Origin of the sequence: Terrabacter terrae, assembly GCF_039529575.1 — a bacterium.
Classification (GTDB): domain Bacteria; phylum Actinomycetota; class Actinomycetes; order Actinomycetales; family Dermatophilaceae; genus Terrabacter; species Terrabacter terrae.
This window is the reverse complement of sequence record NZ_BAAANB010000001.1, coordinates 491,072-515,466: the sequence shown is the minus strand read 5'-3', so window position 1 is coordinate 515,466 and position 24,395 is coordinate 491,072. Positions and strand designations below refer to the sequence as shown.

General features: G+C 72.1%; 22 protein-coding genes. 9 read left to right on the top strand and 13 right to left on the bottom strand.

The genetic code is table 11. The features are described from left to right. Positions 1-15: 15 nt before the first annotated feature. The gene (locus tag ABD194_RS02395; protein ID WP_343986926.1) at positions 16-279 is read right to left on the bottom strand and encodes a glutaredoxin family protein; all 264 of its coding nucleotides are present in this window, start codon (positions 277-279) and stop codon (positions 16-18) included. 250 nt (positions 280-529) lie between these two features. On the opposite strand from ABD194_RS02395, the gene ABD194_RS02390 reads away from it, so the two are divergent. Then, a complete protein-coding gene (locus tag ABD194_RS02390) occupies positions 530-1,261 on the top strand; it encodes an RNA polymerase sigma factor (protein WP_343986923.1) in 732 nt (243 codons plus the stop codon). Between the two features lie 395 nt (positions 1,262-1,656). Next, the gene (locus ABD194_RS02385) at positions 1,657-3,099 is read left to right on the top strand and encodes a hypothetical protein (protein ID WP_343986920.1); all 1,443 of its coding nucleotides are present in this window, start codon (positions 1,657-1,659) and stop codon (positions 3,097-3,099) included. 90 nt (positions 3,100-3,189) lie between these two features. Here the strand turns inward: ABD194_RS02385 and ABD194_RS02380 are convergent, their stop codons facing one another. From ABD194_RS02380 to ABD194_RS02355, 6 genes are all read right to left on the bottom strand, one after another. Then, positions 3,190-5,145, bottom strand: a complete 1,956-nt coding sequence (locus tag ABD194_RS02380) for a 1-acyl-sn-glycerol-3-phosphate acyltransferase (protein ID WP_343986917.1) — start codon at positions 5,143-5,145, stop codon at positions 3,190-3,192. Further along, positions 5,142-6,188, bottom strand: coding sequence for an NAD-dependent epimerase/dehydratase family protein (locus tag ABD194_RS02375; RefSeq protein ID WP_343986914.1), 1,047 nt, complete (start codon positions 6,186-6,188; stop codon positions 5,142-5,144). Before ABD194_RS02375 ends, ABD194_RS02380 begins: the two co-directional genes overlap by 4 nt. A 269-nt stretch (positions 6,189-6,457) precedes the next feature. Then, positions 6,458-6,556: a 30S ribosomal protein bS22 gene (locus ABD194_RS02370; protein ID WP_003792170.1), complete on the bottom strand. Its 99-nt coding sequence runs from the start codon at positions 6,554-6,556 to the stop codon at positions 6,458-6,460. Positions 6,557-6,815: 259 nt separating this feature from the next. Continuing rightward, a complete protein-coding gene (locus ABD194_RS02365; protein ID WP_142182521.1) occupies positions 6,816-7,016 on the bottom strand; it encodes an excisionase family DNA-binding protein in 201 nt (66 codons plus the stop codon). 192 nt (positions 7,017-7,208) lie between these two features. After that, on the bottom strand, positions 7,209-8,525 hold the full coding sequence (aspS, locus tag ABD194_RS02360; protein ID WP_343986904.1) for an aspartate--tRNA(Asn) ligase: 1,317 nt from the start codon (positions 8,523-8,525) through the stop codon (positions 7,209-7,211). Positions 8,526-8,884: 359 nt separating this feature from the next. Beyond that, the gene (locus ABD194_RS02355; protein WP_343986901.1) at positions 8,885-10,081 is read right to left on the bottom strand and encodes an acetoin utilization protein AcuC; all 1,197 of its coding nucleotides are present in this window, start codon (positions 10,079-10,081) and stop codon (positions 8,885-8,887) included. 50 nt (positions 10,082-10,131) lie between these two features. On the opposite strand from ABD194_RS02355, the gene ABD194_RS02350 reads away from it, so the two are divergent. Further along, entirely contained in the window at positions 10,132-10,800 is a 669-nt protein-coding gene (locus ABD194_RS02350) for a potassium channel family protein (RefSeq protein WP_343986897.1), read from the top strand. Positions 10,801-10,881: 81 nt separating this feature from the next. Here ABD194_RS02350 and ABD194_RS02345 read toward each other — a convergent pair whose 3' ends face one another. The 4 genes from ABD194_RS02345 to ABD194_RS02330 form a co-directional block, all read right to left on the bottom strand. Continuing rightward, positions 10,882-11,409, bottom strand: a complete 528-nt coding sequence (locus tag ABD194_RS02345; RefSeq protein WP_343986894.1) for a GNAT family N-acetyltransferase — start codon at positions 11,407-11,409, stop codon at positions 10,882-10,884. Positions 11,410-11,511: 102 nt separating this feature from the next. Then, the gene (locus tag ABD194_RS02340; RefSeq protein WP_343986891.1) at positions 11,512-12,027 is read right to left on the bottom strand and encodes a GNAT family N-acetyltransferase; all 516 of its coding nucleotides are present in this window, start codon (positions 12,025-12,027) and stop codon (positions 11,512-11,514) included. A 15-nt stretch (positions 12,028-12,042) separates the two neighbouring features. After that, entirely contained in the window at positions 12,043-12,849 is an 807-nt protein-coding gene (gene proC / locus ABD194_RS02335; protein WP_343986888.1) for a pyrroline-5-carboxylate reductase, read from the bottom strand. Between the two features lie 42 nt (positions 12,850-12,891). Next, positions 12,892-13,842, bottom strand: a complete 951-nt coding sequence (locus tag ABD194_RS02330) for a proline dehydrogenase family protein (RefSeq protein ID WP_343986885.1) — start codon at positions 13,840-13,842, stop codon at positions 12,892-12,894. Positions 13,843-14,001: 159 nt separating this feature from the next. Here ABD194_RS02330 and ABD194_RS02325 point away from each other — a divergent pair, with 159 nt between their 5' ends. From ABD194_RS02325 to ABD194_RS02315, 3 genes are all read left to right on the top strand, one after another. Then, complete coding sequence (locus ABD194_RS02325; RefSeq protein ID WP_343986882.1) at positions 14,002-14,844, top strand: maleylpyruvate isomerase N-terminal domain-containing protein; 843 nt, start codon at positions 14,002-14,004, stop codon at positions 14,842-14,844. Between the two features lie 26 nt (positions 14,845-14,870). Beyond that, a complete protein-coding gene (locus ABD194_RS02320; RefSeq protein WP_425579940.1) occupies positions 14,871-16,169 on the top strand; it encodes an alpha-hydroxy-acid oxidizing protein in 1,299 nt (432 codons plus the stop codon). A 120-nt stretch (positions 16,170-16,289) separates the two neighbouring features. Next, a complete protein-coding gene (locus tag ABD194_RS02315) occupies positions 16,290-17,042 on the top strand; it encodes an SAM-dependent methyltransferase (protein ID WP_343986876.1) in 753 nt (250 codons plus the stop codon). 185 nt (positions 17,043-17,227) lie between these two features. Here ABD194_RS02315 and ABD194_RS02310 read toward each other — a convergent pair whose 3' ends face one another. Beyond that, positions 17,228-18,160 (bottom strand): hypothetical protein, encoded by a 933-nt coding sequence (locus ABD194_RS02310; RefSeq protein WP_343986873.1) that lies wholly within the window; start codon positions 18,158-18,160, stop codon positions 17,228-17,230. Between the two features lie 498 nt (positions 18,161-18,658). Between ABD194_RS02310 and ABD194_RS02305 the strand changes: the two genes are divergently transcribed. After that, positions 18,659-21,271 carry an ATP-dependent Clp protease ATP-binding subunit gene (locus ABD194_RS02305; protein ID WP_343986870.1) on the top strand — a complete coding sequence of 871 codons (2,613 nt, stop codon included), beginning with the start codon at positions 18,659-18,661 and terminating at the stop codon, positions 21,269-21,271. 246 nt (positions 21,272-21,517) lie between these two features. After that, entirely contained in the window at positions 21,518-22,045 is a 528-nt protein-coding gene (locus ABD194_RS02300) for an amino-acid N-acetyltransferase (protein ID WP_343986867.1), read from the top strand. Between the two features lie 40 nt (positions 22,046-22,085). Here ABD194_RS02300 and ABD194_RS02295 read toward each other — a convergent pair whose 3' ends face one another. After that, complete coding sequence (locus ABD194_RS02295; RefSeq protein WP_343986864.1) at positions 22,086-22,991, bottom strand: LysR family transcriptional regulator; 906 nt, start codon at positions 22,989-22,991, stop codon at positions 22,086-22,088. A gap of 86 nt (positions 22,992-23,077) precedes the next feature. Here ABD194_RS02295 and ABD194_RS02290 point away from each other — a divergent pair, with 86 nt between their 5' ends. Then, entirely contained in the window at positions 23,078-24,319 is a 1,242-nt protein-coding gene (locus ABD194_RS02290) for an MFS transporter (RefSeq protein ID WP_343986861.1), read from the top strand. Positions 24,320-24,395: the final 76 nt, after the last annotated feature.

Here is a 24,395-nt window from a genome sequence, read left to right as displayed (position 1 = left end):
CGGCGGTCAGGCAGGTCACCTCAGCGCCGCCCGGAGACGTGCCTCGTCGACCCGCCAGAAGTCGTGGCGGCGGCCGTCGACGAAGGTGACGGGGATCTGCTCGGCGTAGCGCCGCAGCAGCTCCGGGTCGTCGTCGACCGACTGCTCCGCCCAGCCCACGCCGAGCTCGCTCGTGACCCGCTCCACGACGACACGGGCCTCGTCACAGAGGTGACAGCCCGGCCGGCCGAGCAGCACGACTCGCGGTGACGGGGTCTGCGCGGGCTGCTCACCGGTCATACCGACCACTGTAGGCACCCGAAAGGGCCCCCGTGGCGGCGCGCGGCCACGACGTCGGCTCCGCCACATATGAGTTCAGGGGTCCCATCCGCGCCTCATGTCCGTCAGACTGTCCACAATGCGCGCGAACAGGACGCCGGCCCGCGGGCCCCGACCGGTTCCCGCCCCGGGAAGGGACCCGGTGCGGGGCCCCCTGACGCGCGTCCGGGCGCCTCTCCGTGTCACGGGGGCCGCGGGTACGGCGGGTGGGGTGGCGGGTGCGGTCGTCCTCGGCGGCGTGCCGGCATACGTCCCCGGCGTGGGCGCCCCACCCACCTGGCGCTCGGCGCTCGACGCGATCTGGGCCGCGCTCGCCGGCGACGGCACCGGGCTCGGGCTGACGGACCCCGCGCCGCAGGGCGCCGGTCCCCGCCGGTTCGAGCGCGCGCCCGAGGAGCACGTCCGCATCGCGGCCCTGGTGCAGCTGGCGCAGGGCGGCGACAGGGAGGCGTTCGCGCAGCTCTACGACCTCTACGTCGACACGGTTTTCCGCTACGTCCTCGTCAGGGTGGCCAACCGCGCCCTGGCGGAGGACCTGACCTCCGAGACGTTCATGCGCGCGATGCGCCGCATCGACTCCTTCACCTGGCAGGGCAAGGACATCGCGGCGTGGTTCGTCACGATCGCACGCAACCTCATCGCCGACCACGTGAAGTCGGCGCGCTTCCGCTTCGAGGTCGCCACCGCCGACATGCGCGACGCCGACGAGCGCGTCGACGCACCCGACACCGAGGTGCTGACCCGGCTGCGCGACGAGCGCCTCGTGGCTGCCATCAGGCAGCTGGGACCGGACCAGGCGGAGTGCATCACGCTGCGTTTCCTGCAGGGCCTCAGCCTGGCCGACACGGCGCGGGTGCTCGGCAAGTCCGAGGGCGCCGTCAAGCAGCTGCAGCTGCGGGCGACCCGGGCGCTGCGCAAGTCGCTCGAGGGAGTCGAGCTGTGACCCCCGTAACCTCGCCGTTCCCTTCGTCGTTCTCACGGCGTAGGACCGGTGCGTGTGGGCCCGGACCCACGACCGGCACGCCGCCCGGCGTGACCGTGGATCGCGACAACGCAGGCGGCTCGATGGCAGCGAAGGCGGGACTGACCACGGTCCCCCAGCCCCTCCCGACCGACGTGCACCACCGACCCCTCGCCGTATGCCGTGTCGCCCTGCGCGTCCCGGCGCGCCACTTTCCCGGCCCGGCGGGGACGGGGGCTTCGCCCCCGGGGTGACCCACCCACGGGCCGGCAGCTGACCGAGCGGACCGACACGACTCACGCAACCCACACGACCGACGCGACACCAGCGACAACGCGGACGACCAGACCGCCAGGACAGGAGAGGGGGCAGGAGCCATGGACCTCGGTACGAACGCGGACGGCGAGCTGCTCCAGCGCGCCCTCGAGGGCGGCGAGGTGAGCGAGCCGGGCATCCTCGAGCTCGTCGCCGTGCTGCACGCGGTCCAGGCCGTCGACCAGGCGGCCCTGGCTCCCCGCGCGGAGTTCGTGTCGGACCTGCGCGCCCGGCTGCTCGCCGACGACCCGCCCACCGCCCTGCCGGTCGTGCCGGTGGGACCCGTCGCGCCGGGTGGTCAGGACGGGCGTGACGTGCCGGGCGGCGTCGATGCCCGGGCCACGTCCGACACGCGCGGCGCAGCCCCCACGCCTCCGGTGCTGCGCACCACGAAGACCCCGGTGGCCGAAGGGGACGAGGTCGCCCCCGGGGGAACCCACCCGACCGACGCCGACCCTCCGCACAGGGGCGCGACCGTGTCGGTGCTCCGTGTGGCGGCTCGGCCGCTGAAGCTCGTCGCCGCTGCGGCTGCCGCCGTTCTCGTGCTCGGTGGCGCGCTGGGCGCGGCCTCGCGCTCGGCCGTCCCGGGAGACACGCTCTACAGCATCAAGCAGCTCCTCGACCGGGCCGCAGTGCAGCTCGCCGGCTCCCGCTACGACGAGGGCCTGACCTACCTGGCCCAGGCGCAGGAGCACATCGGCGACGCTCGCGACCTGCTCGACGGCGGCAACCCGGCGCCGCACGACCTCGACACCGCCTACGACGCCGCCACGGACGCGACGCGTCGGGCCCAGACGATCCTGCTCGAGGGCTACCGCACCGAGGGCCGCACCGACGCCCTGACCGAGCTGGCCGACTTCTACGCGCGGGCCATCCCGCAGGTCGACGCGATGCGACCGCGCGTGCCGGCCCGTTCCCTCTCGGCGTGGCAGCGCCTGCGTGAGACGCTCGGCGCCGGCGACGTCGCCACAATGCGTGCCCTCGCCTCGTGCGCTGCCTGTGGCGACCGTGCGGCGCAGGCCCGCGCGGTCCTCGCCGGACTGGCCGGCGCCGCACGCGCGAACGGCCCAGGCTCCAGCACGTCCGCCCCCGGTACGACGGCCGGCTCGAAGTCCGGCACCAGGGCGGGATCCAAGGCCGGTGGCACCGGCGCGCCCGGCCGGGCCGGGCCACCCGCGGGTCCATCGGCCCCGTCAGCCACCGCACCCGGCGCCCTGCCGCTCCCCGCGACCTCGGTCCCGGGCGGCGTGCCCCTGCCCGGCGGTGGCGCGGTCAACCTGCCTACCGTCGGCATCACCTCGACGATCGCTGTCGGCGGTGGCGGCGTGACGGTGCCCGGCGCCACGGTGGGCCTTCCCGGCGTCGGAGTGACCTCCTCGACCATCGGCGTGGGCGGCGGCGGCGTGACGTTGCCGGGCGCGACCATCCCCCTGCCGTCAGTGACCCTCGGGCTGCCGTCCGTCACGCTGCCGACAGGGCTCGCCCCGACCAAGCTGCTGCCCTGAGTCCGGACACGACAGCGGCGCTCCGCGTTCGCCAGGGCCTTCGTCAGAGCATTCGTGAGAACCTGCGTCAGGGCCTTCGTCAGACCGGCGTCAGAGGAAGACGGACCGGCGCTGCATGAGCAGGCTGTAGAGCGTCTGCTGGATCGTCTCGCGCACCTGGTCGGTGAGGTCGAAGACGAGCATGGGGTCGTCCGCGGCCTCAGGCCCGAAGGAGGACGTGTCGATCGGCGGGCCGAACTCGATGAGCCACTTGCTGGGCAGCGGCACCAGCCCGAGCGGACCGAGCAGCGGGAACGTCGGCGTGATGGGCGCGTACGGCAGGCCGAGCAGGCGTGCGACCGCCGGCATGTTGCCGAGGATCGGGTAGATCTCCTCGGCACCGACGATCGACACGGGGACGATCGGGACCCCGGCCCGCAGCGCCGCCGACACGAACCCGCCACGGCCGAAGCGCTGCAGCTTGTAGCGCTCGCTGAAGGGCTTGCCGACCCCCTTGAACCCCTCGGGCCACACGCCGACGAGCGCGCCGCTGCTGAGCAGTCGCTCGGCGTCGCTGTTGGCCGCGAGGGTCGTGCCGGACCGACGCGCCATGGTGCCGATGAACGGCATCTGGAAGACGAGGTCGGCCCCGAGCATCCGCAGGTGCCGGTGCTTGGGGTGCTCGTCGTAGACGGCGACCTGCGTCATGAGCGAGTCGAGGGCGATGGTGCCGGAGTGGTTGCCCACCACGAGGGCTCCCCCGACGTCGGGGATGTTCTCCATGCCGCGCACCTCGACGCGGAACCAGCTCTTGTAGAGCGGCCGCAGCAGCGGGAGGTGGACGTTGACGGTGTAGTCCTCGTCGAAGCCGAACTCGTCGACGACGTAGTCGCCGCTCAGCCGGCGGCGCAGGTAGGCGAGGGTCTCGGCTACCTGGCGCTCGACGTCCTCGGCCGGCACCCCGGCGGAGGAGGCCGCCGCGCGCAGCACGTTCACGGCGAGCTCGACGAGCTCGGCCGGGCCCGGGCGCGCCTCGGACGAGACCTCAGCGCCTTCGAGCACGGAGCCGACCAGCTTCTCGGCACGGGACTGCACGGCGGCGAACGCGGACTCCCAGCCCCCCTCGCCGCCCGCGAGCGTATGCCGGGTGCCCGTCCCCGCGGTCGAGGCCTCCGCCCCCGGGGCGTCCTCGACAGACGGCACGGCGCGCAGCCTCGTCGGAGCGCCGGAGGTCCGTCGCGGTGACCGCACCGAGGCGCGGGTGGGCCGGGTCCTCGGTGGAGTCGGCTCGGCGGGCAGGTCGGCCGGCACGTCAGCCGCCGCTTCGGTGGGCCGTTCGGTGGGAGGCACGCTCGGCCGTTCGCCCGGCCGCCCGGTGCGCGCGGTCGGCCCGGCTCCGGTGGGCCCCTCCGTCACGGCGGCCTCGATCACCTGCTCGGACTCGATGACCTCGTCGGGACGCGGGTCGAGGGTCGCGCCGCTCAGGTCCCGTCGAGCAGCGCTGACCTCGACCGGGACGGCCGGCAGGAGAGGCGTGCCGCTGCGCCGGCGACGCTCGCCCGAGGCGCGGGCCGCTCCCGCGGCGAACGCGCCGCGGGACGGCCGCGCGGAGGGGCCCTCGCTCCTCGACGCGGCCGTCCCGGCCGTCGGGTTCGCGGCCGGAGTCTTCGCGGTCGCCTGCTTCGCGGTCGCCTGCTTCGCAGTGGCCTTCTTCGCAGTGGCCTTCTTCGCGGTCGCCTGCTTCGCAGTCGCCTGCTTCGCGGTCGCCTGCTTCGCAGTCGCCTGCTTCGCAGTCGCCTGCTTCGCGGTGGCCTGCTTCGCGGTGGCCTGCTTCGCGGTGGCCTGCTTCGCGGTCGCCTGCTTCGCGGTGGCCTGCTTCGCGGTCGCCTGCTTCGCGGTCGCCTGCTTCGCGGTCGCCTGCTTCGCGGTCGCCTGCTTCGCGGTGGCCTTCGTCGCGGTGGCCTTCGTCGGCGCGGCCTCGCGGCTCGCGGACGCGGTGTCACCGGCGCCCCGGGCCGGTGCGGTCAGCTCGTTCGTGGCGGCTGCGCCGCTGCTGTCGGCGGTCACGGTTGGATCCTGTCGAAGACACGGGAGAGGGCTGTGGCGGTGCCGCCGGCAGCCCCGCTGACTGCCTCACCCACACCGTCGACGCCGGGCACCACCGGGTCCAGGTGCCGGGCGAAGTCCTCGAACGCCTCCCGCGTGGTGAACCGCGGCTCGAAGCCGAGGACGGTGCGCATCCGGCTGGTGTCGAGGCCGCGGCCGAAGGCGAGAAAGGTCAGCTGGTCCGACGAGAAGTCGGCCAGGCCGCTGCGCCGGATGACGGTGCCGAGCAGCCCGGCGGCCGGGAGCGGGACCGGCACGATGGGACGGTGGGCGATCGCCGTGCACTGGGTGACGGTGACGAAGCCGTCGCCGGCGACGTTGACGATGCCGGCAGCTGGGCCCGTGGTCGCGAGGATCATCGCCGCCGTGGCGTCGTCCTCGTGGACGAGCTGGAAGCGGGCGTCGTAGCCGAGCGGCACGGGCACGAAGGGCAGGGCGAAGTAGTCGGTGATGGCCGTGCGGATGTTCGGCCCGACGACGTTGGCGAGGCGCAGCATCGTGATCTCGACGTCGGGACGCCGCCGGGAGAAGCCGCGGACGTAGCCCTCGACCTCGACGGAGTCCTTGCCGAACCCGGTGCGCGGCAGCGTCTTGGGGTTCATGTCCTCGCTGAACATCGCGGGGTCGCGCGGCGAGGAGCCGTAGACCGCGGCGGAGGACTTCACGACGAGGCGGCTGACCGACTCGGACTTCTGGCACGCAGCGAGCAGCTGCATCGTGCCGATGACGTTGATCTCCTTCTGCGTCACCCGACCGCCGGTGTCTCGGGGTGTCGCGATGACGTTCATGTGCACGACCGTGTCGACGGCCGCCTGGGCCATGATGCGGCCGATCATCGGGTTGCGGATGTCGGCGCGCACGAAGTCGGCGCGGCCGATCGAGTGCCGGGGCGGCACGACGTCGACCCCGAGGATCCGCTCCACCGAGGGGTCGTTCGAGAGCCTCCGGGCGAAGAGCCCGCCGAGGTAGCGGGACACCCCGGTGACCAGGACGACCTTGGCCATGGGCTCCTCCTGTCGTCGGGCGGCTCGTCGGTGCGTGCTCGCGATGGAAGCGGAGGGTTGCGCCGCCTGCGCCTGCAGGGAGGAGGCCGCTCACCCCCGCACGTTGCAGCCTACCGAGCGATCGGGGCTCCGCCGGGGCGCACGCGGACCGATACCCCGATGTGGCGAGACTCTCGGTACCCAGGTGGCCCGATACGCGAACGACCCCCACCGAAGGGTGAGGGTCGAGAGCGTGCGGGGCGATGCCCCAGGTGCCTGAGCTGGTCAGGTCACTTCTTGTTGCGACGCTGGTGGCGCGTCTTGCGGAGCAGCTTGCGGTGCTTCTTCTTCGCCATCCGCTTGCGCCGCTTCTTGATGACAGAACCCATGGTTGTCCTTGTCGTGAGACGTGTCCTTGAACTGAGCTGGTGCCGACCTGCGTCGACACACCTCGAAGAAGGGTAGGTCGAACTTCACGAGCCGAACAGGCTCCACACCTTAGCGGGTGATGGTCCCCGACCCCAAAAGCGCGACGAGGGTCCGGTCCTGCGCATCGGCCGGTCCCCGCCCTCGTCCCCGGGACGCGCCGAGGGGGCGGCCGGACCTGGTGGTCGTGGCCGCCCCCTCGGTGCGTTCGTGACGCTGCTGTCACGCGGTGTCGATGTAGGACGTCTGCAGGTACTTGTGCACCGCGTCCTCCGGAACCCGGAAGGAGCGGCCGACCCGGACGGCGGGGAGGTCCCCGCCGTGGACGAGCCGGTAGACCGTCATCTTCGACACGCGCATGATCGAGGCAACTTCGGCGACGGTGAGGAACCGCACCTCGTTGAGCTGGCGCTCGTTCGACATGTAATGACCCCGATCTTCAGTGGGTGCACCCGCGCGTCGACGGCTTCCCCTCCGGCGAAACTGCACGCAGGTGCAAGAAGCAACACTAGGGGCAGATGTGACTGGAGGGGAAGCGAACGGATCAACCAATCCGCTCCGCGCAACTCGACACGCCGACACGTTCGCTGCGAATCTGTCCGATAGGCGAAGTTCTCACGGCTCCAGCCGGTGCAGGTCGCGCGGGAACAGCGTCACCTCGCGGATGTTCTCGGCCCCGGTCAGGCGCCCTACCCACCTTTCCAGACCGATCGCGAAACCGCCATGCGGCGGCATGCCATGGGCGAAGGCGTCGAGGTAGCCACCGAGGACGGACGGGTCGGTGCCGGTGCGTTCCATCGCGGCCGCGTAGTCCGACGGTCGGTGGAGGCGCTGCCCACCGGTCGTCAGCTCGAGCCCACGGAAGAGCAGGTCGAAGCTGTTGCTCCACCGCTCGTCGTCCGGCTGCGGGTGGGTGTAGAACGGCCGCTTCGCCATCGGGTAGCCCTCCACCGCAAGGAAGTCCGAGCCGTATGCCGCCTTGGCCCACTCGCTGAGCGCGCGCTCGTGCGCGGGGCTGAGGTCCGGCTCCTCCGGGACTGCGCCGACGCGAGCCAGCGCGTCGCGGAAGTGGATCACCGGGAACTCTGCGGGCACCTCGGGCAGCTCCACGCCCAGGAGCGCAGCGGCGTCGGCGGCATACGCCCGGATGGCCTCCACCATGCCGGAGATCGCCTCGCGCAGGACGGCGAGGACGTCTCGGTGGTCGCGGACGAACCCGAGCTCGGCGTCGAGCGAGGTGTACTGCGCGAGGTGGCGGACCGTGTCGTGCGGCTCGGCCCGGAAGACCGGCCCGACCTCGAAGACGCGCTCGAAGACCCCGACGAGCATCTGCTTGTAGAGCTGCGGGCTCTGCGCGAGGTAGGCGGTGCGGCCGAAGTAGTCGACGGTGAAGACGTTGGCTCCGGACTCCGTGGCGGTGCCGACGAGCTTCGGGGTGGCGATCTCGGTGAACTCGAGCGCGCCCAGCGCAGAACGGAACCCACGCATCGAGGCGCTGGCCAGCTGCCACGCGGCGCGGTGGCGCGGGTGCCGCAGGGTGACCGCCGCGTGGTCGAGATGCGTCGGCAGCCCGGCCGCGAACGAGGGCCGCCACAGCTCGGTGGGCGGCGCGAGGGCGGGCTCTGTCAGGGCGGTGATCGCGGGCCCGACGAGCTCCGCGCCACCCGGGGCGGCGTCGTTGGCCGAGACCGTGCCGGTCACCTCGACGACCGTCTCCTCCGGCAGGCCGGCGAGCTGCTCGATCGTCTCGCCGTCCTTGACGACGACCTGGGCCAGGCCGGATCGGTCGCGCAGGACGAGGAACGTCACGCTCGCGAGGACGCGGCGTCGGTGGATCCAGCCGGCGAGCGTGGCGCGCTCGCCGGGTGGCACGGACGCGAGCTCGCGGGCGAGGACGCGCGTTGCGCTGGTCGTGGTCGGGGTTGGGTGCATTCCGTTCACCTCCGGTGGGTTTCGTGCCCCGGAGGTGTGGGCGATGGGGAGTGTCGCTGTGCCACCACACCTTCGCCGCCGCGGATCGCGGTCGGCCTCTTGGTCGTGCTCGGCTCAGGATCGTCAGGCCGTCGTCGCCGTGTGCCAAGGCTAGGCGCCCAGCCCGCCACCGACCAACCCGGTTTCGGCGCGAGCGAAGCAAGGCGCCAGAAACAGGCCGCGGCGCCGGCGTCGCCTGGACGCAGCGAAGCGAGCGAGGAACGAGCGAGCGAAGCGGAGGAACGAGCGAGCGAAGCGGAGGAAGGCGACGCCGGGCGGGCGCCGCGGCACGCGCCGGAGCGAAGCGAGGCGCAGAAAACTCAGTCGAAGTGGACGTCTAGGCCGTGCAGCGGGAAGACGGCCGTGCGCGTGGCCATGATCGCGCGGTCGACCTCGCTGGCGGGGTCGTAGCCCATCTCCCAGGAGCGCCACCACAGCGGGCCGTCCTCCGATGTCAAGTCGCCCATCCGCCGCGGGCCGGGCCGGCCGAAGACCTGCTCGACGTGGGCGCGCCAGTCCTCGGGCACCTCGACCGAGGTCTTGATCGGCGCGTGGGCGGCGATGGCCGTCAGGTGGGTCCAGGTGCGGGGGACGACGTCCACGACCTCGTAGCCACCGCCGCCCAGAGCGATCCAGCGGCCGCCGCAGACGTCGTGTGACAGCCGGTGCAGCGCGTCGGCCGCGGCCCGCTGGGCGTCGACCGTGACGGCGAAGTGGGCGAGGGGGTCCTCGGTGTGGGTGTCGCAGCCGTGCTGCGTCACGAGCACGTCGGGCTTGAAGGCCCGGACGAGGGGCATGGCAACGGCGTGGATGGCCCGCAGCCATCCCGCGTCGTTGAGCCCGGGCGGAAGCGCGACGTTGACGGCGCTGCCCTCGGCGTCCGGCCCGCCCACGTCGGTGGGCCAGCCCGTGCCCGGGAAGAGGGCGCGCCCGGTCTCGTGGACGGAGATGGTCAGGACCCGGGGGTCGTCCCAGAAGATGCGTTCGACGCCGTCGCCGTGGTGCACGTCGACGTCGACGTAGGCGACGCGCTCGGCGCCGTGGTCGAGGAGCCACTGGATGCCGACGGCGATGTCGTTGTAGACGCAGAAGCCGCTCGCCCGGTCGCGCATCGCGTGGTGCAGGCCGCCGGTGAAGTTGACGCCGTGCTCGGCGCGGCCCTCCCAGACGGCGCGGACGCTGTCGACCGTGCCGGACACGACCCGGGCACTCGCGTCGTGCATGCCGACGAAGGCCGGGTCGTCCTCCGTGCCGAGGCCGTAGGCCTCGTCCGCCCGGCTGGGGTCCTGCGACGCGAGCTTCACCGCAGCGACGTAGTCGACGTCGTGGACCGTCTCGAGCAGTGCGTCGGGTGCCACCTGCGCACCGTCGACCTCGACACCGGGCAGGTCGAAGACGCCGAGGGCCTCGCACAGCCGTGCCGTCAGGTCCAGGCGCACCGGGGCCATCGGGTGGGTGGGGCCGAAGTCGTACCTCGTGAAGGAGGCGTCCCAGACGACCCGGGCCTGAGTTGGCATGATTGAGACGCTATCGCGGAAACGCGTCTCGGATGACGGAGGTAACACCCATGGGCCGCAACCGGCTCTTCGGCGACGACGTGATCGTCATCGGGCTGGGACGCTTCGGCTCGGCCGTCGCACTCGAGCTCACCAAGCTCGGCCACCGGGTGGTCGCGGTCGAGCGCGACAACGCCATCGCGGAGAGCTACGTCAACAAGGTCTCCAAGGTGGTGCACGCCGACATGGCCCAGTCGTCGGCGCTGGACATGATCCGCCACGCGGCACCCAAGATCGCCATCGTGGGCATCGGCTCGTCCGTGGAGTCCTCGGTGCTGGCGGCCGCCAACCTCGTCGACGCCGAGGTCCCCTCGATCTGGGCCAAGGCCCTCTCGCCCGAGCACAAGCGCATCCTGGAGCGCATCGGGGTGCACCACATCATCTCCCCCGAGGCCGACTCCGGCCGCCGCGTCGCGCACCTCGTCAACGGCAAGCTGCTCGACTACATCGAGTTCGACGACGGCTTCGCCATCGTGAAGCTCAAGCCGCCGGCCGAGACGATCGGCTTCACGCTCGAGCAGAGCTCCATCCGCCGGAAGTACGGCGTCACGGTCGTGGGCGTCAAGGCGCCCGGCGAGGACTTCACGTATGCGGTCCCGCAGACAAAGATCTCGGCGCACCACACGCTCATCGTGAGCGGGCCGGTCGAGCTCATCGAGCGGTTCGCCGCCCGTCCCTGACCCGGCGGCAGACGCACGTATGCCGTCCCGCGAGGCTCGCGGGACGGCATACGTCGTCGGTGTGATCGATGCGGACCGGCGTCAGAGGCGCAGGGCGGGGTCGACCTCGCTCCCGAGGGGCAGCACCATGGCCACCTCCTCCTCGCCGTCCTCCTCGCTGACGACACCCATCGGGCGGCGGTAGTCGGTGGGACGGAAGCCCATCCCGCTGGCGAAGGCGACCGCGCGGCCGTTCTCGGTGCCGACCCAGTAGACGAGGTGCGTCTGGCCGCGCTTGGCAGCGAGGGACGCGCCGTTCTGGACCAGGCGGGTCGCCACGCCGGAGCCGCGTGCCTCGGGATGGACCCAGAGGCCGAACAGCTCGCCGGCCGGGACGTCGTTCGTCTTCGCCGTGCCGACGCTGACGACGCCGACGGCCTTGCCCTCCCGCTCGGCCACGAGGCGGGCGGAGCGCTGCATCCGCGCGCGCCAGAAGGCCTCGTCGTAGGCCTCCTCCTCCTCGACCGTGGCCACGAACGCCTCGGGCGACTCACGCAGTGCGGCGAGCCGGACGGAACGGTAGTCCGCCCAGTCGTCCTCGCCGAGGGGACGCACGGTGATGTCGGTCATGGACACACGATCGCACGTCAGGCACTCGTACTGCATCCGCAGATCGGTGAACATCCGGAGCCGAAACCGCCGGCCGGCCGGCTCGGGCCGGCTCGGGCCGGCTCAGAAGCGGTGGACCATCTCGATCTCCTGGAGGTCCGGCCGTCGCGGGTGGTCGTGGACCGCACCCGTGCGCACGAACCCGCACCGCGCATACAACGCCTCCGCCGTTTGGTTGCTGCTCGTCACCTCGAGGACGACCTCCGACTTTCCGAGCCGCCGAGCCTCGTCGAGGACGGCGTCGACGAGGGCCTCCCCCACGCCTCGCCCTCGCGCCCGCGGGGCGACGTACATCGCGAAAAGCGTTGCGGTGCTGGCGCGCTCGGGCTCCCAGTGCGATCCGAGACCGGCGCTGCCGAGGACGCCCTCGGCGTCGCGGGCCTGCACCAGCCAGGCCCCCTCGATGCGGTCGCGCCAGTCCGCCTCGTCGTAGACGGCCTCGTCGGCGTAGGTGAACCAGAACGCGTCAGGTGCGTCCTGGAGCATGGCGAGCCGGACGTCTCGGTGCGACTCCCAGTCGTCGGGCGAGACGCGGTGCAGGTGCATCGGGACGTGCGTCGGGGGTTGGGGCTCGGCCATGACCCCACAGTGCCCTCAGCCCTGGCCGGACGCCAGCTGTTTGGACCGTGCCGCCGCCGCCTCCATGGCGGTGACGAACGCGGCGCGCACCTTGTGGTCGTCGAGCTGGCGCAGGGCCGCGACGGTGGTGCCGCCGGGCGAGCTGACCTGCTCGCGGAGCACCGTGGGGTGCTCCTTCGTCTCCTTGAGCATGGTGGCCGCACCGTAGAGGGTCTGGACCACGAGCTCGGTGGCGGTGGCACGAGGCAGCCCCAGCACGACGCCGGCCTCGATCATCGCCTCGACGACGTAGAAGATGTAGGCCGGGCCGCTCCCGGAGATCGCGGTGACGGCGTCGAGGTGCTTCTCGGGGAGCCGCACGACCTTGCCGCACGAGCTGAGGAGCGCCTCGGCCTCGGCGAGGTGGGCGTCGGTGCAGTGGGTGCCGGGCGAGATGCCGGCCATCCCCTGGTCGACGAGCGCCGGCGTGTTGGGCATGACCCGGATGACGGAGGTGCCGCCGGGCAGGCGCGACTCGAGGAACTCGGTCGTGATGCCGGCCGCGAGGGACACGACGGCGTTGCCCTGGGCGACGTGGTGGCCGATCTCCTCGAGCAGGGCACCCATGTCCTGCGGCTTGACGCAGAGCACCAGCGTGTCGGCCACCTCGGCCGCCTCGGTGTTGGACAGGGCGCGGACGCCGTAGCGCTCGGCCAGCGCGTTGACCTTGTCGGGGGTGCGGCCGGTGACGATGAGGTCACCGGGCTCGCGGCCGGCCCGGATCAGCCCGGACACGAGCGTCTCGCCCATCACGCCTGCGCCGAAGATGGCCGTCGTCGTCATCGGGTGGCTCCTATCCGCTTCTCGGGTCGAATCGCTTCGGTGTCAGCTCTTCGTCGCGACGCCGCGCAGGAAGAACATGACGTTGGCCGGCTTCTCGGCCATGCGGCGCATGAGGTAGCCGTACCACTCCTGCCCGTAGGGGATGTAGACCCGCATCTGGTCGCCGCGGTCGGAGATGCGCTTCTGCTCCTCGGGCCTGATGCCGTACAGCATCTGGTACTCGAACGACTTCGGGTCCCGGCCGGCCTGGCCGGCGAGCGCCCCGGCGATCTCGATGAGGCGGGGGTCGTGCGAGGCGACCATCGGGTAGCCCTCGCCCTGCATGAGGACCTTGAGGCAGCGGACGTAGGACTTGTCGACCTCGGCACCCGACTGGAACGCCACCGACTCGGGCTCCTTGTAGGCGCCCTTGCAGAGGCGCACGCGCGACCCCGCGTGGGCGAGATCACGGCAGTCCGCCTCGGTGCGGTAGAGGTACGCCTGCAGCACCGCCCCGACGGTCGGGAAGTCCGCGCGCAGCTCGCGCAGGGCCTCCAGCGTGAGGTCGGTGGTCGTGTGGTCCTCCATGTCGAGGGTCACCGTGGTGCCGGCCTGCTTCGCCAGCTCGCAGATCTCGCGGGCGTGGTCGAGGGCGATCGTGTTGCCGTCGCCCGGCAGCGCCTGCCCCAGGGCGCTGAGCTTCAGCGAGACCTCGACGGTCCCGCCCTCGGTGAGCCCCTGGTCGCGCAGCGCGGTGAGCAGGGAGACGTACGCGTCACGGGTGTGCTGCGCCTGCGCCAGGTCGGTCGTGTCCTCACCGAGGTAGTCGATCGTCGACAGGCGCCCGGAGGCGGCGATCTCGGTGGCGGCCGCCACGACGTCGGCACGCTCGGCGCCCGGGACGAACCGCCGCACCACCGAGCGGGAGACCGGCGCCTTCTCGATGACGTCTCGGATCCGCTCCTGCTTCGACAGCTGCAGGAGTGAGTTGCGCAGCAGGTCGCTGGCGTCCACGGGGGCCTCCGGGGGGTGCGCGGTGGGGTGGCTGGGTGACGGGCGGCTGACGGTGGTCACCGTCCCGCCGGGCAAATCTACCGCCGCGTGACCGCGGTGCCGGGCAGGTGCCGAGCAGGTGCCGGTCCTCACCTGCAGACATGCGGCAGACTCGCTGCCATGCCTGCACCGACCCCGGCGCCCGGAGGGCCCGTCGAACCGGCCGCCGCCGGCCCGGCCACGGATGAGCCCAGCCTGGACGAGGCCAGCCTGGACGAGCTCGGCGACGCCCTCGGGTCGGCCTCGACCGTCCTGCGCGCGAACGCCATGGCCGCGCGGATGGGAGCCCCCGTGCCGACGTGTCCCGACTGGACGGTGCTCGACCTCGTGGCACACCAGGGCATGGTGCACCGGTGGGCGGCGAGCCACCTGCGCGGCGCACCCGTGGAACCGGGGCGGTTCGAGCGCGAAGGACGGGAGTCGCCGGACGTGCTCGACTGGTTCGACGAGGGCGCCACCGACCTCCTGCAGGCCATCGTCGACGCCCCCGACGACCTCGACGCCGAGGTCTTCCTGCGGGACGCCCCGGCCCCCCGACGCTTCTGGACTCGGCGGCAGTGCCACGAGACGACGATGCACGCGGTCGACGCCCTCGGCGCGCGGCTGGGACGCCCGGCGCGGCCTGACGAGACGTGGATCCGTCCCGCCGTCGCGCTCGACGGCATCGACGAGCTGCTTGTCGGCTTCGTCCCCCGCCGCCGGCTCACGCCACCGCCCGACGGCGCGACCCACGTGCTCGTGCGGCCGGATGCCACCGACGTCGCCTGGCTCGTCGCGGTCGCCGGCGACGGCACGGTCACCACCCGCCGGGTCGGGGCGCCGTCGCCCGAGGCCCTCGGTGCCGATCGCACCCTCGCCGGTCCCCCGGTCGACCTGTACCTCCGGCTGTGGAACCGGGTGGCCGCCGAGCCGGCCGACGACCTCCAGCGCTGGTGGCGCCGCTTCGTGTCGGTGAAGTGGTAGCCGACGTGCGCGACGAGGGAGCACGTATGCCGCTCGCCGGGTTCGGCCGGACCGTCCAGTCAGCGATCTACCGGGCCGGGGCCTTCGGGCGACGTCCCAGCGTGCCGACCGACGGCACCCGGCTCGAGGCCGCCGCCCGCCGGGCCATGTCGAGGCGCGGCTTCGCCTACGTCGCGGGCTCGGCCGGTTCGGAGGCGGGAGCCGAGGCGAACACCGCGGCCTTCGCCCGCTGGCGCGTGGTGCCGCGCATGCTCGTCGACACCACCGATCGCGACACGTCGGTCGAGCTGTTCGGGCGCCGGCACGACAGCCCCTTCCTCGTCGCGCCCGTCGGCGTGCTGTCGATGGCCGACGACGAGGCCGACCGCGCGGTCGCCCGGGCGGCCCGCGAGCAGCAGGTCACCCCGATCCTCAGCACGCAGGCCTCCGTGCCGATGGAGGACGTCGCGCGCGTCCTCGCCGGGTCGGGGCACTGGTTCCAGCTCTACTGGAGCAGCGACGACGACCTCGTCGAGAGCCTGGTCTCACGGGCCGAGGCGTGCGGCAGCGAGGCGATCGTCGTGACGCTCGACACGGCATACCTCGGCTGGCGTCCGCGTGACCTCGACCTCGGGCACCTGCCGTTCGCCCGCGGGGAGGGCATCGCGCAGTACACGTCCGACCCCGTCTTCCAGCGGCTCGTCGCCCAGCGGGTGGCGGCCGGCTCGGGCGACGCCGCGTCCCCTCGACCGCGGCCGACACCGGCCGCGGTGTCGACGCTGTTGTCCATGAGCCGCCGCCACCCCGGCGAGCTGCGGCACAACCTGCGGGCGCCCGAGCCCCGGTTGGCGGTCGAGACGTTCCTCGACGTGTTCAGCCGGCCCTCGCTGACCTGGACCGACCTGCCGCGGCTGCGCGCCATGACCACGCTCCCGATCGTCCTCAAGGGGATCCTCCACCCGGAGGACGCGCGCCGCGCCGTCGACGCCGGCGTCGACGGCGTCTACGTGTCCAACCACGGCGGCCGGCAGGTCGACCGCACGGTCGCCGCCCTCGACGCCCTGCCCGGTGTGGTCGAGGCGGTCCGAGGCGCCGGGTCGGGCGTGCCGGTGCTCTTCGACGGCGGGATCCGCTGCGGCGCAGACGCCTTCGTGGCCCTCTGCCTGGGCGCGACCGCCGTCGGCATCGGTCGGCCGCACGTCTACGGTCTCGCGCTCGCCGGCGCTGAGGGCGTCTCCGAGGTGCTGCGCAACCTGCGCGCCGAGCTCGACCTGCAGCTGGCGCTCACCGGCTGCACGTCGCTCGCCGACCTCACCCCGGACCGCCTCGTCCCCGCCGCTCCCTGACCCCGAACCGTCGAGAGGCCACGACCGGCCCCTCCTCCACCGTCGAAAGGCCACGAGCGGGCGTCGCTCGACGGGTGGAACGGGTCGACGGCGCGCGTGCTCGTCACCGAGGATCGAGACATGCCTGCGCTCGACCACCTGACCCGCGACGGCTACCCGAAGTCGTCGAAGTACGACGCGCGGTGGCTCGTCGACCTCGACATGGGGCCGCATCCGCTCTGGCTGCTCGAGGACCTCGCCGCCGACCTCGACCTGCGCCCGGGCATGCGGGTGCTCGACCTCGGCTCCGGCCTCGGGGCCACCTCGGTGTTCCTCGCCAAGGAGTACGGCGTGCACGTCGTCGCCGTCGACCTGTGGGTCGACCCCACTGCCGCTGCCGCCGTCTTCCGCAAGGAGGAGGTGGACGACCGCGTGCTGGCCGTGCGCGTCGACGCCCACGCGCTGCCCTTCGGCCGGGGCTCGTTCGACGCCATCGTCAGCATCGACGCCTGGGAGTACTTCGGCACCGGCGACCACTACCCGCCGTACCTCGCCACCTTCCTGCGGCCCGGCGGCCAGCTGGGCGTGGCGACGCCCGCCCTCACCACCGAGGTGCGCGAGCTCGGCGAGATCCCGGAGCACATCGACCGGGTCGTCGGCGCCGAGTCCGCTGCCTGGCACACCGCGGAGTGGCTGCGCAGCCAGTGGGAGTTCAGCCGCGCCTTCTCCCGGGTCACCGCCCGCAACCAGCCGGACGCCTGCGCCAACTGGCTGTTGTGGGAGCGCGCCGTGATGGAGCTCAAGGGCCAGACCAGCTCCCCGGTGCAGGGCATGCTCGAGGCCGACGACGGCGCCTTCGTCACCTTCGCCCTGCTCACCGGCCGGGTTCCCTGAACGACCGGGACATCTTCGGCCACGACCCCTCGCGGCCACCCGGCATACGCCCACAAGTGCGCCACGGCGCTCTTGTGTGTAAGGAACCGCCCGAGTTCCGAGCACAAGTGCGCCACGGCGCATCTTCAGGTCCGATGCGACCGGCTTCAGGCACGGAACTGCGCCATGGCGCACCTCTTGCCGCGTCACGCCGGCACGGCCATGTCGCCCGGCCTGCCGGGGAAGTGGCGGCGCCAATCGTCCCGCAGACGGGGCACCGGCATACCCGCCCGACGCATGGCGCGCGTGATCCTCGTGAGCGTGTTCCCGGGTGTCGAGTAGATGTCCCGCGACACGACCACGAGCCGGCGGATCCGCTCGTCGTCCAGTGCTTCGTCCCGCGCGATGTCGGTGAGCCACTGCTCCTCGGACTCCGCGTGCTGCCGGCCGTCGTACTCGATGACGAGCCGGTAGGGGAGGTAGGACAGGTCGTAGCGCCGCAGCAAGGTCCCGTCGCGGTCGTGCACCCGATGGTCGACTTCGGGCTCGGGCAGGCCGGCGAGGACAATGAGCAACCGCAGCCGCGTCTCCATCGCCGAGTCGACACCGGTGCGGACGAGCGCGGCAGCCTTGCGGGCCAGGCGCGAGTAGGGCCCATGGTGTCGGCAGGTCGCCGACACGAGCTGCTCGGGCGTCGTGCGTCCACGCCTGACCAGCGAGTCGCCGAGGACGACTAGGTCGACGAGGGTCAGGCAGTGAGCCAGGTCGAGGAAGGTCTGCACCGGCGACGTCACCCGGAACCCACCGAAGCGGACGACCTCCTGCCCCTCCTTGCGACGATGGGCGGTGATCCCGTCGCGTCGGGTCCGGTTGCGCGGACTCGAGAGATGGATGTCGGGATGGTCAGGAACGACTCCGCCCCACAGATTGGCCGCCGTGTGGTGCGACACGTGGCTGCCGGGTGTGACCACGAGAAGGGCGGCCTCGATCCGCACCGCCAGCGTGACGGGGACGCCGCGCTCGACGTGAACTCCACGGAAGAGGGCGACGTGCGAGCGCCGCAGCCGACCATCGGTGTGGCCGGCCGCCATCGCGTCGGCCCGTCGTACCGGAGGTGTGCGGGGGTCTGGGCGTGTCATGTCGGCAGCCTGCCCGTGCAACCGCGAAGCGCGTGACGCCTCTCCACAGGGCCTATGCATGCGCCGTGGCGCACTTGTGGTGCGAACTCGGGCTGGTTCCCGCACCGAAGTGCGCCGTGGCGCATTTGTGGTGCGAACTCGGACTGGTTCCCGCACCGAAGTGCGCCCTGGTGTAGTTCCGTGCCTACAGCCGGTCGCATCGCGCCTGAAAATGCGCCGTGGCGCAGTCCGTAGCCGACTGCGGCGGCCAGTGCCTGTCCAGCCTCGCTGCCCCCGTCCGCGTGGGCAGGGAAGGCGCCGGGTACGCACACGGCATACGGCAGGAGGACGACGCGACGCATGGGCACGTGTCCGCCCACGGCGAACACAGGCAGAACCTGAGTCGATCGGACTCAGGATCGGGAACAGGACCGGCACTGCCCACGTTGGTCGGGATGTGCTCGTCGACAGCGGGCACGGATAGCATCGAGATGTCTCTCGATCAGTCAGGAGAAGAACATGTTCGAACGGTTCACCGACAGGGCCCGAAGGGTGGTTGTCCTCGCTCAGGAGGAAGCGCGCCTGCTCAACCACAACTACATCGGGACCGAGCACATCCTCCTGGGTCTGATCCACGAAGGCGAAGGCGTCGCCGCGAAGGCCCTCGAATCGCTCGACATCTCGCTCGAAGCGGTCCGGGCCCAGGTCCAGGAGATCATCGGCCAGGGGCAGCAGGCCCCGACCGGCCACATCCCCTTCACGCCCCGCGCGAAGAAGGTGCTCGAGTACTCGCTCCGCGAGGCGCTCCAGCTCGGCCACAGCTACATCGGCACCGAGCACATCCTGCTCGGCCTGATCCGCGAGGGTGAGGGCGTCGCCGCCCAGGTCCTCGTCAAGCTCGGCGCGGAGCTCAACAAGGTCCGCCAGCAGGTCATCCAGCTGCTCTCCGGCTACCAGGGTGGCCAGAGCGGCGAGAAGGCCGGCGCGGGCGTCGGCCAGGGTCAGACCGAGGGCACGCCTGCGGGCTCCCTCGTGCTCGACCAGTTCGGTCGCAACCTCACGCAGGCGGCCCGCGAGGGCAAGCTCGACCCGGTCATCGGGCGTGCGAAAGAGATCGAGCGGGTCATGCAGGTGCTGTCCCGTCGCACCAAGAACAACCCCGTCCTCATCGGCGAGCCCGGCGTCGGCAAGACCGCCGTCGTCGAGGGCCTCGCCCAGGACATCGTCAAGGGCGAGGTGCCCGAGACGCTCAAGGACAAGCAGCTCTACACCCTCGACCTCGGCTCGCTCGTGGCCGGCAGCCGCTACCGCGGTGACTTCGAGGAGCGGCTGAAGAAGGTCCTCAAGGAGATCCGCACCCGCGGCGACATCATCATCTTCATCGACGAGATCCACACGCTCGTCGGTGCGGGTGCCGCCGAGGGCGCCATCGACGCGGCCTCGATCCTCAAGCCGATGCTCGCCCGGGGCGAGCTGCAGACGATCGGCGCGACGACGCTCGACGAGTACCGCAAGCACATCGAGAAGGACTCGGCCCTCGAGCGGCGCTTCCAGCCGATCCAGGTGCAGGAGCCGACGCTGCCCCACGCCATCGAGATCCTCAAGGGCCTGCGTGACCGCTACGAGGCCCACCACCGCGTGACGATCACCGACGGCGCGCTCGTCGCGGCCGCCAACATGGCCGACCGCTACGTCAACGACCGCTTCCTGCCCGACAAGGCCATCGACCTGATCGACGAGGCCGGCGCCCGACTGCGCATCCGCCGCATGACCGCTCCGCCGGACCTGCGCGAGTTCGACGAGAAGATCGCCGCCCTCGTGCGCGAGAAGGAGTCGGCCATCGACGGTCAGGACTTCGAGCGCGCGGCCCGCGTCCGCGACGACGAGAAGCGCCTGCGCCAGGAGAAGGCCGCCCGTGAGGCCCAGTGGAAGTCGGGCGACATGGACGTCGTGGCCGAGGTCGACGAGGAGCTCATCGCCGAGGTCCTGGCTGCCAGCACCGGCATCCCGGTGTTCAAGCTGACCGAGGAGGAGTCCAGCCGTCTGCTCCACATGGAGGACGAGCTGCACAAGCGCATCGTCGGCATGGACGACGCCGTCAAGGCGCTGTCCCAGGCGATCCGCCGCACCCGTGCCGGCCTGAAGGACCCGCGCCGCCCCGGTGGCTCGTTCATCTTCGCCGGCCCCACCGGTGTCGGCAAGACCGAGCTCGCCAAGACGCTCGCCGAGTTCCTCTTCGGCAGCGAGGACGCGCTGATCCAGCTCGACATGTCCGAGTACTCCGAGAAGCACACGGTCAGCCGCCTCTTCGGCTCGCCTCCCGGCTACGTCGGCTACGAGGAGGGCGGCCAGCTCACCGAGAAGGTGCGCCGCAAGCCGTTCTCCGTCGTGCTCTTCGACGAGGTCGAGAAGGCCCACCCGGAGATCTTCAACTCGCTGCTGCAGGTGCTCGAGGACGGCCGCCTCACCGACTCGCAGGGTCGGATGGTCGACTTCAAGAACACCGTCATCATCATGACGACCAACCTCGGCACCCGGGACATCTCCAAGGCCAACATGGGCTTCTCGGCCGGACCCGACAGCCGCTCGGACTACGAGCGGATGAAGGCGAAGGTCACCGACGAGCTCAAGCAGCACTTCCGGCCCGAGTTCCTCAACCGCGTCGACGACACGATCGTGTTTCCGCACCTCAACCGTGAGGAGATCACCCAGATCGTCGACCTCGAGATCGCCAAGCTCGACAAGCGGCTCAAGGACAAGGACATGGGCATCGAGCTCACGCCCGCGGCCAAGGACCTGCTCGCCAAGCGCGGCTACGACCCCGTGCTCGGTGCGCGCCCGCTGCGCCGCACCATCCAGCGCGAGATCGAGGACGCCCTGTCGGAGAAGATCCTCTTCGCCGAGTTCACCTCCGGCCAGCACATCAAGGTCGACACCGAGGGCGAGGGCAAGGAGGAGAAGTTCACCTTCTCCAGCGCCGCCCGTCCCGACTCGCACCGCCCGGCCGACGACCTCGCCGACCTCCCGGAGGGCGCTGCCCTCGACGAGGCACTGGGAGTGAACGTCGTCGCCGGACCGGCCGTGCCGGACGACCAGGTGTTCCCGGAGTCCGGGCTCGGCTCCGAGCGCTGACCTGACGAAGCGCTCACCCGACGGAGCGCTGAGTGACCGACCGAAGGGGCCGGGGACCGAGGTCCCCGGCCCCTTCGCCATCCTCCCGCGGGTGACGCACGAGCCGCGTATGCCGTCACGCCGAGCGTGCGAGTCCACGTGCGTCGGCCGCCGGGCGGGGGGGCGCGCCGGACGGGCGCCGGGCAGGCGCCGGGCAGGCGCCGGGCGGTGTCCCGCCGGACGGTTCGGGGCGTCTACCGTGTCCCGGTGACCTCCCAGCGCCAGCCCGCCGACCACGGGACACCCGCCATCCGCCGCGCCCGCACCGGCGACGTACGCGGCATCCGGGCTCTCGTGGCCCCGCTGGCCGAGCGTCGGGTGCTCGTCAGCAAGGACGCGGTCGCCTACTTCGAGAGCCTGCAGGAGTTCCGGGTCGCGGAGCTGGACGGGCGGATCGTGGGATGCGGCGCGCTGCACGTCATGTGGGAGGACCTGGCAGAGATCCGCACGCTCGCCGTCGCGGCCGACCAGGTCGGGACGGGTCTGGGCGGGCGCCTGCTCGAGGAGCTGGTCCAGGACGCGCGTGACATCGGGGTCCAGCGCCTCTTCTGCCTCACCTTCGAGACCGGCTTCTTCACCCGGCACGGGTTCGAGGCCATCGAGGGCCAGGCCGTGCCGACGGATGTCTACGCCGAGCTGCTGCGGTCGTACGACGAGGGCGTGGCGGAGTTCCTCGACCTCGAGCGGGTCAAGCCCAACACCCTGGGCAACACCCGGATGCTGCGCACGCTCTGACCCGGTCCCCGCGGGCGTCGGCACTGCGCGGGCGCCACGCTCAGGCGGCGGGCAGGTGGCGCTCGAGATGCGTCAGCAGCGCGTCCACCGCAGGAGAGCGCCCCTCCCCACGGGCGATGACCGACAGCTCCCAGACGAGCCGCTCCACGAGCGGCACCACGGCGATCCCGGCCGGCCCCTGGGCCTCGGCGGGTGCGCCGGCAGCCGTCTGCTGCGGCACCACGGCCACGCCGAGGCCCGCCGCCACGTAGGCGGGCACCGCAGAGAGGTCCGGCACCTCGAGGGTCACCCGGCGTCGCAGCGAGGCGGCACGCAGCCAGTCGTCCACCACCTTGCGGTTGCCGAACCCGACCGGCATGTCGACGAACTCGTCGTCGAGCAGGTCGGGCAGACCGACCGATGCTGCGCCTGCCAGCCGGTGGCCCGCGGGCAGGAGCGCCACGAACGGCTGGCGCCGCAGGACCTGGGCGTGCAGGCCGGCGAGCTCGTCGTGGGCGAGCCCGCAGAAGGCGACGTCGACCCGTGAGCGCCGCACGTCGTCGACGAGCCCGGTCGAGCCCCGAGGCGAGGTCCGCATCGACAGCTCGACGCCGCGGTGCTCCCGGTGGAAGGCGCCGAAGATCTCGGGCAGGCCGAGCGACTCGAGGTTGGTCAGCAGGCCGACCCGCAGTGACCCGCTCACCCGGCCGGTGGCCCGTGCGCCCGCGCTGCGCATGCGCTCGACGGCCTCGAGGGCGGTGCGCGCCTGCGGCAGCAGGTCTCCCCCGGCCCGGGTCAGGGCCACGTGCCGGGTGGAGCGGATGAACAGCGCGGTCCCCACCTCGCGCTCCAGCACCGCCACACCGGAAGACACCGTCGACTGCACCGCCTGGAGGCGCTCGGCGGCGCGGGTGAAGCTCAGCTCCTCCGCCACGGCGACGAAGTACTCGAGGTGCCGGGTGTCCATTCCGCCATCATCCACCAGCAATATCGATCAATGTGACTGACAGTCCTCGTTGGACACGATGAATGCCGAAGGCGCACGCTGGAACCATGACGACAGCCGGCCAGACCGCGACGCGGGCACCCCACGACGACGCCTCCCGCACCCGGCACCGCCGGGGCTTCTGGCTCGTCGTCGGGGCCTTCCTCGTGCTCATGGCGTTCACCACGCTGCCCACGCCGCTCTACCCGCTCTACCAGCAGCGCGACGGCTTCCCGACGTTCGTCATCACGTTGATCTTCGCGGCGTACGGCATCGGCGTGATGGCCGGCCTCTACCTCGCCGGCCACGTCAGCGACTACCTCGGCCGCCGGCCGGTGCTGCTCGCGGCCACGGCCGTCGAGCTCGTCAGCGCGGTGATGTTCGTGCTGCTCCAGGACACCGCGAGCCTGCTCGTGGCGCGCTTCCTCTGCGGTCTGGGCATCGGCGCCGTCACCGCGACTGCGACCGCCCACCTCGCCGAGCTGCACGCCGTGGGCCGCCCCGACTCCGACGGGCGCTTCGCCTCGGTGGTCGCGGGCGCCGTCAACACCGGCGGTCTGGCCCTCGGCCCTCTCGTCGCCGGGCTGCTGACGCAGTTCCTCCCCCACCCGCTCACCGTGCCGTATGCCGTGTGGGTCGTCCTGCTCGCCGTGGTCTTCGTGGCCCTGCTCCTCGCACCCGAGACGGTCGACCGGCCCGCCTCGCGGCCGGCGTACCGTCCGCAGCGGGTCAGCGTGGAGCCGGCGGCCCGGCCCCACTTCTCCGCTGCCGCGGTCGCCGCCGCCGCTGCCTTCTCGGTGCTGGGTGTCTTCACCTCCCTGACGGCCAGCTTCGTCGGGGGCACGTTGGGGCTGCACTCGCGCCTGCTGACCGGCTCCATCGTCTTCGGCGTGATCGGCGCCTCCACGCTCTCGCAGGTGGTGCTGGGCTCGCGGGACGTGCCGGCGCGCCTGCGGGCGGGAATGGCCGCCATGTCGGTCGGGCTGGTGCTGGTCGCCGTCGGCGCGTGGACGACCTCACTGCCGGTCTTCGCGGTCGCCGGCGTCATCGCCGGCGCGGGCGTCGGGCTGGTCTTCAACGTGGCGATCACGACGGCATCGACCGTGTCGTCACCCGAGCACCGAGGCGAGACGCTCGCGGGGATGTTCCTGGCCGCCTACGCCGGGATCACGATCCCGGTCGTGGCCGCCGGCGTGGCCGTGACCTACATCGCGGCGCCGTCGGTGCTCGTCGCCTTCGCCGGCATCGTCCTCGTGGCGGTCCTCGTCTCGACCACCCGCCTGCTCGCCCGGTCCAGGGCCCGAGGCTGAGGTGGTTCGGCCGGCCGACGTCAGCACGCGGCATACGGTCTCGGAGACCCGCCCCCGTCCGACCGTGCACACGCAA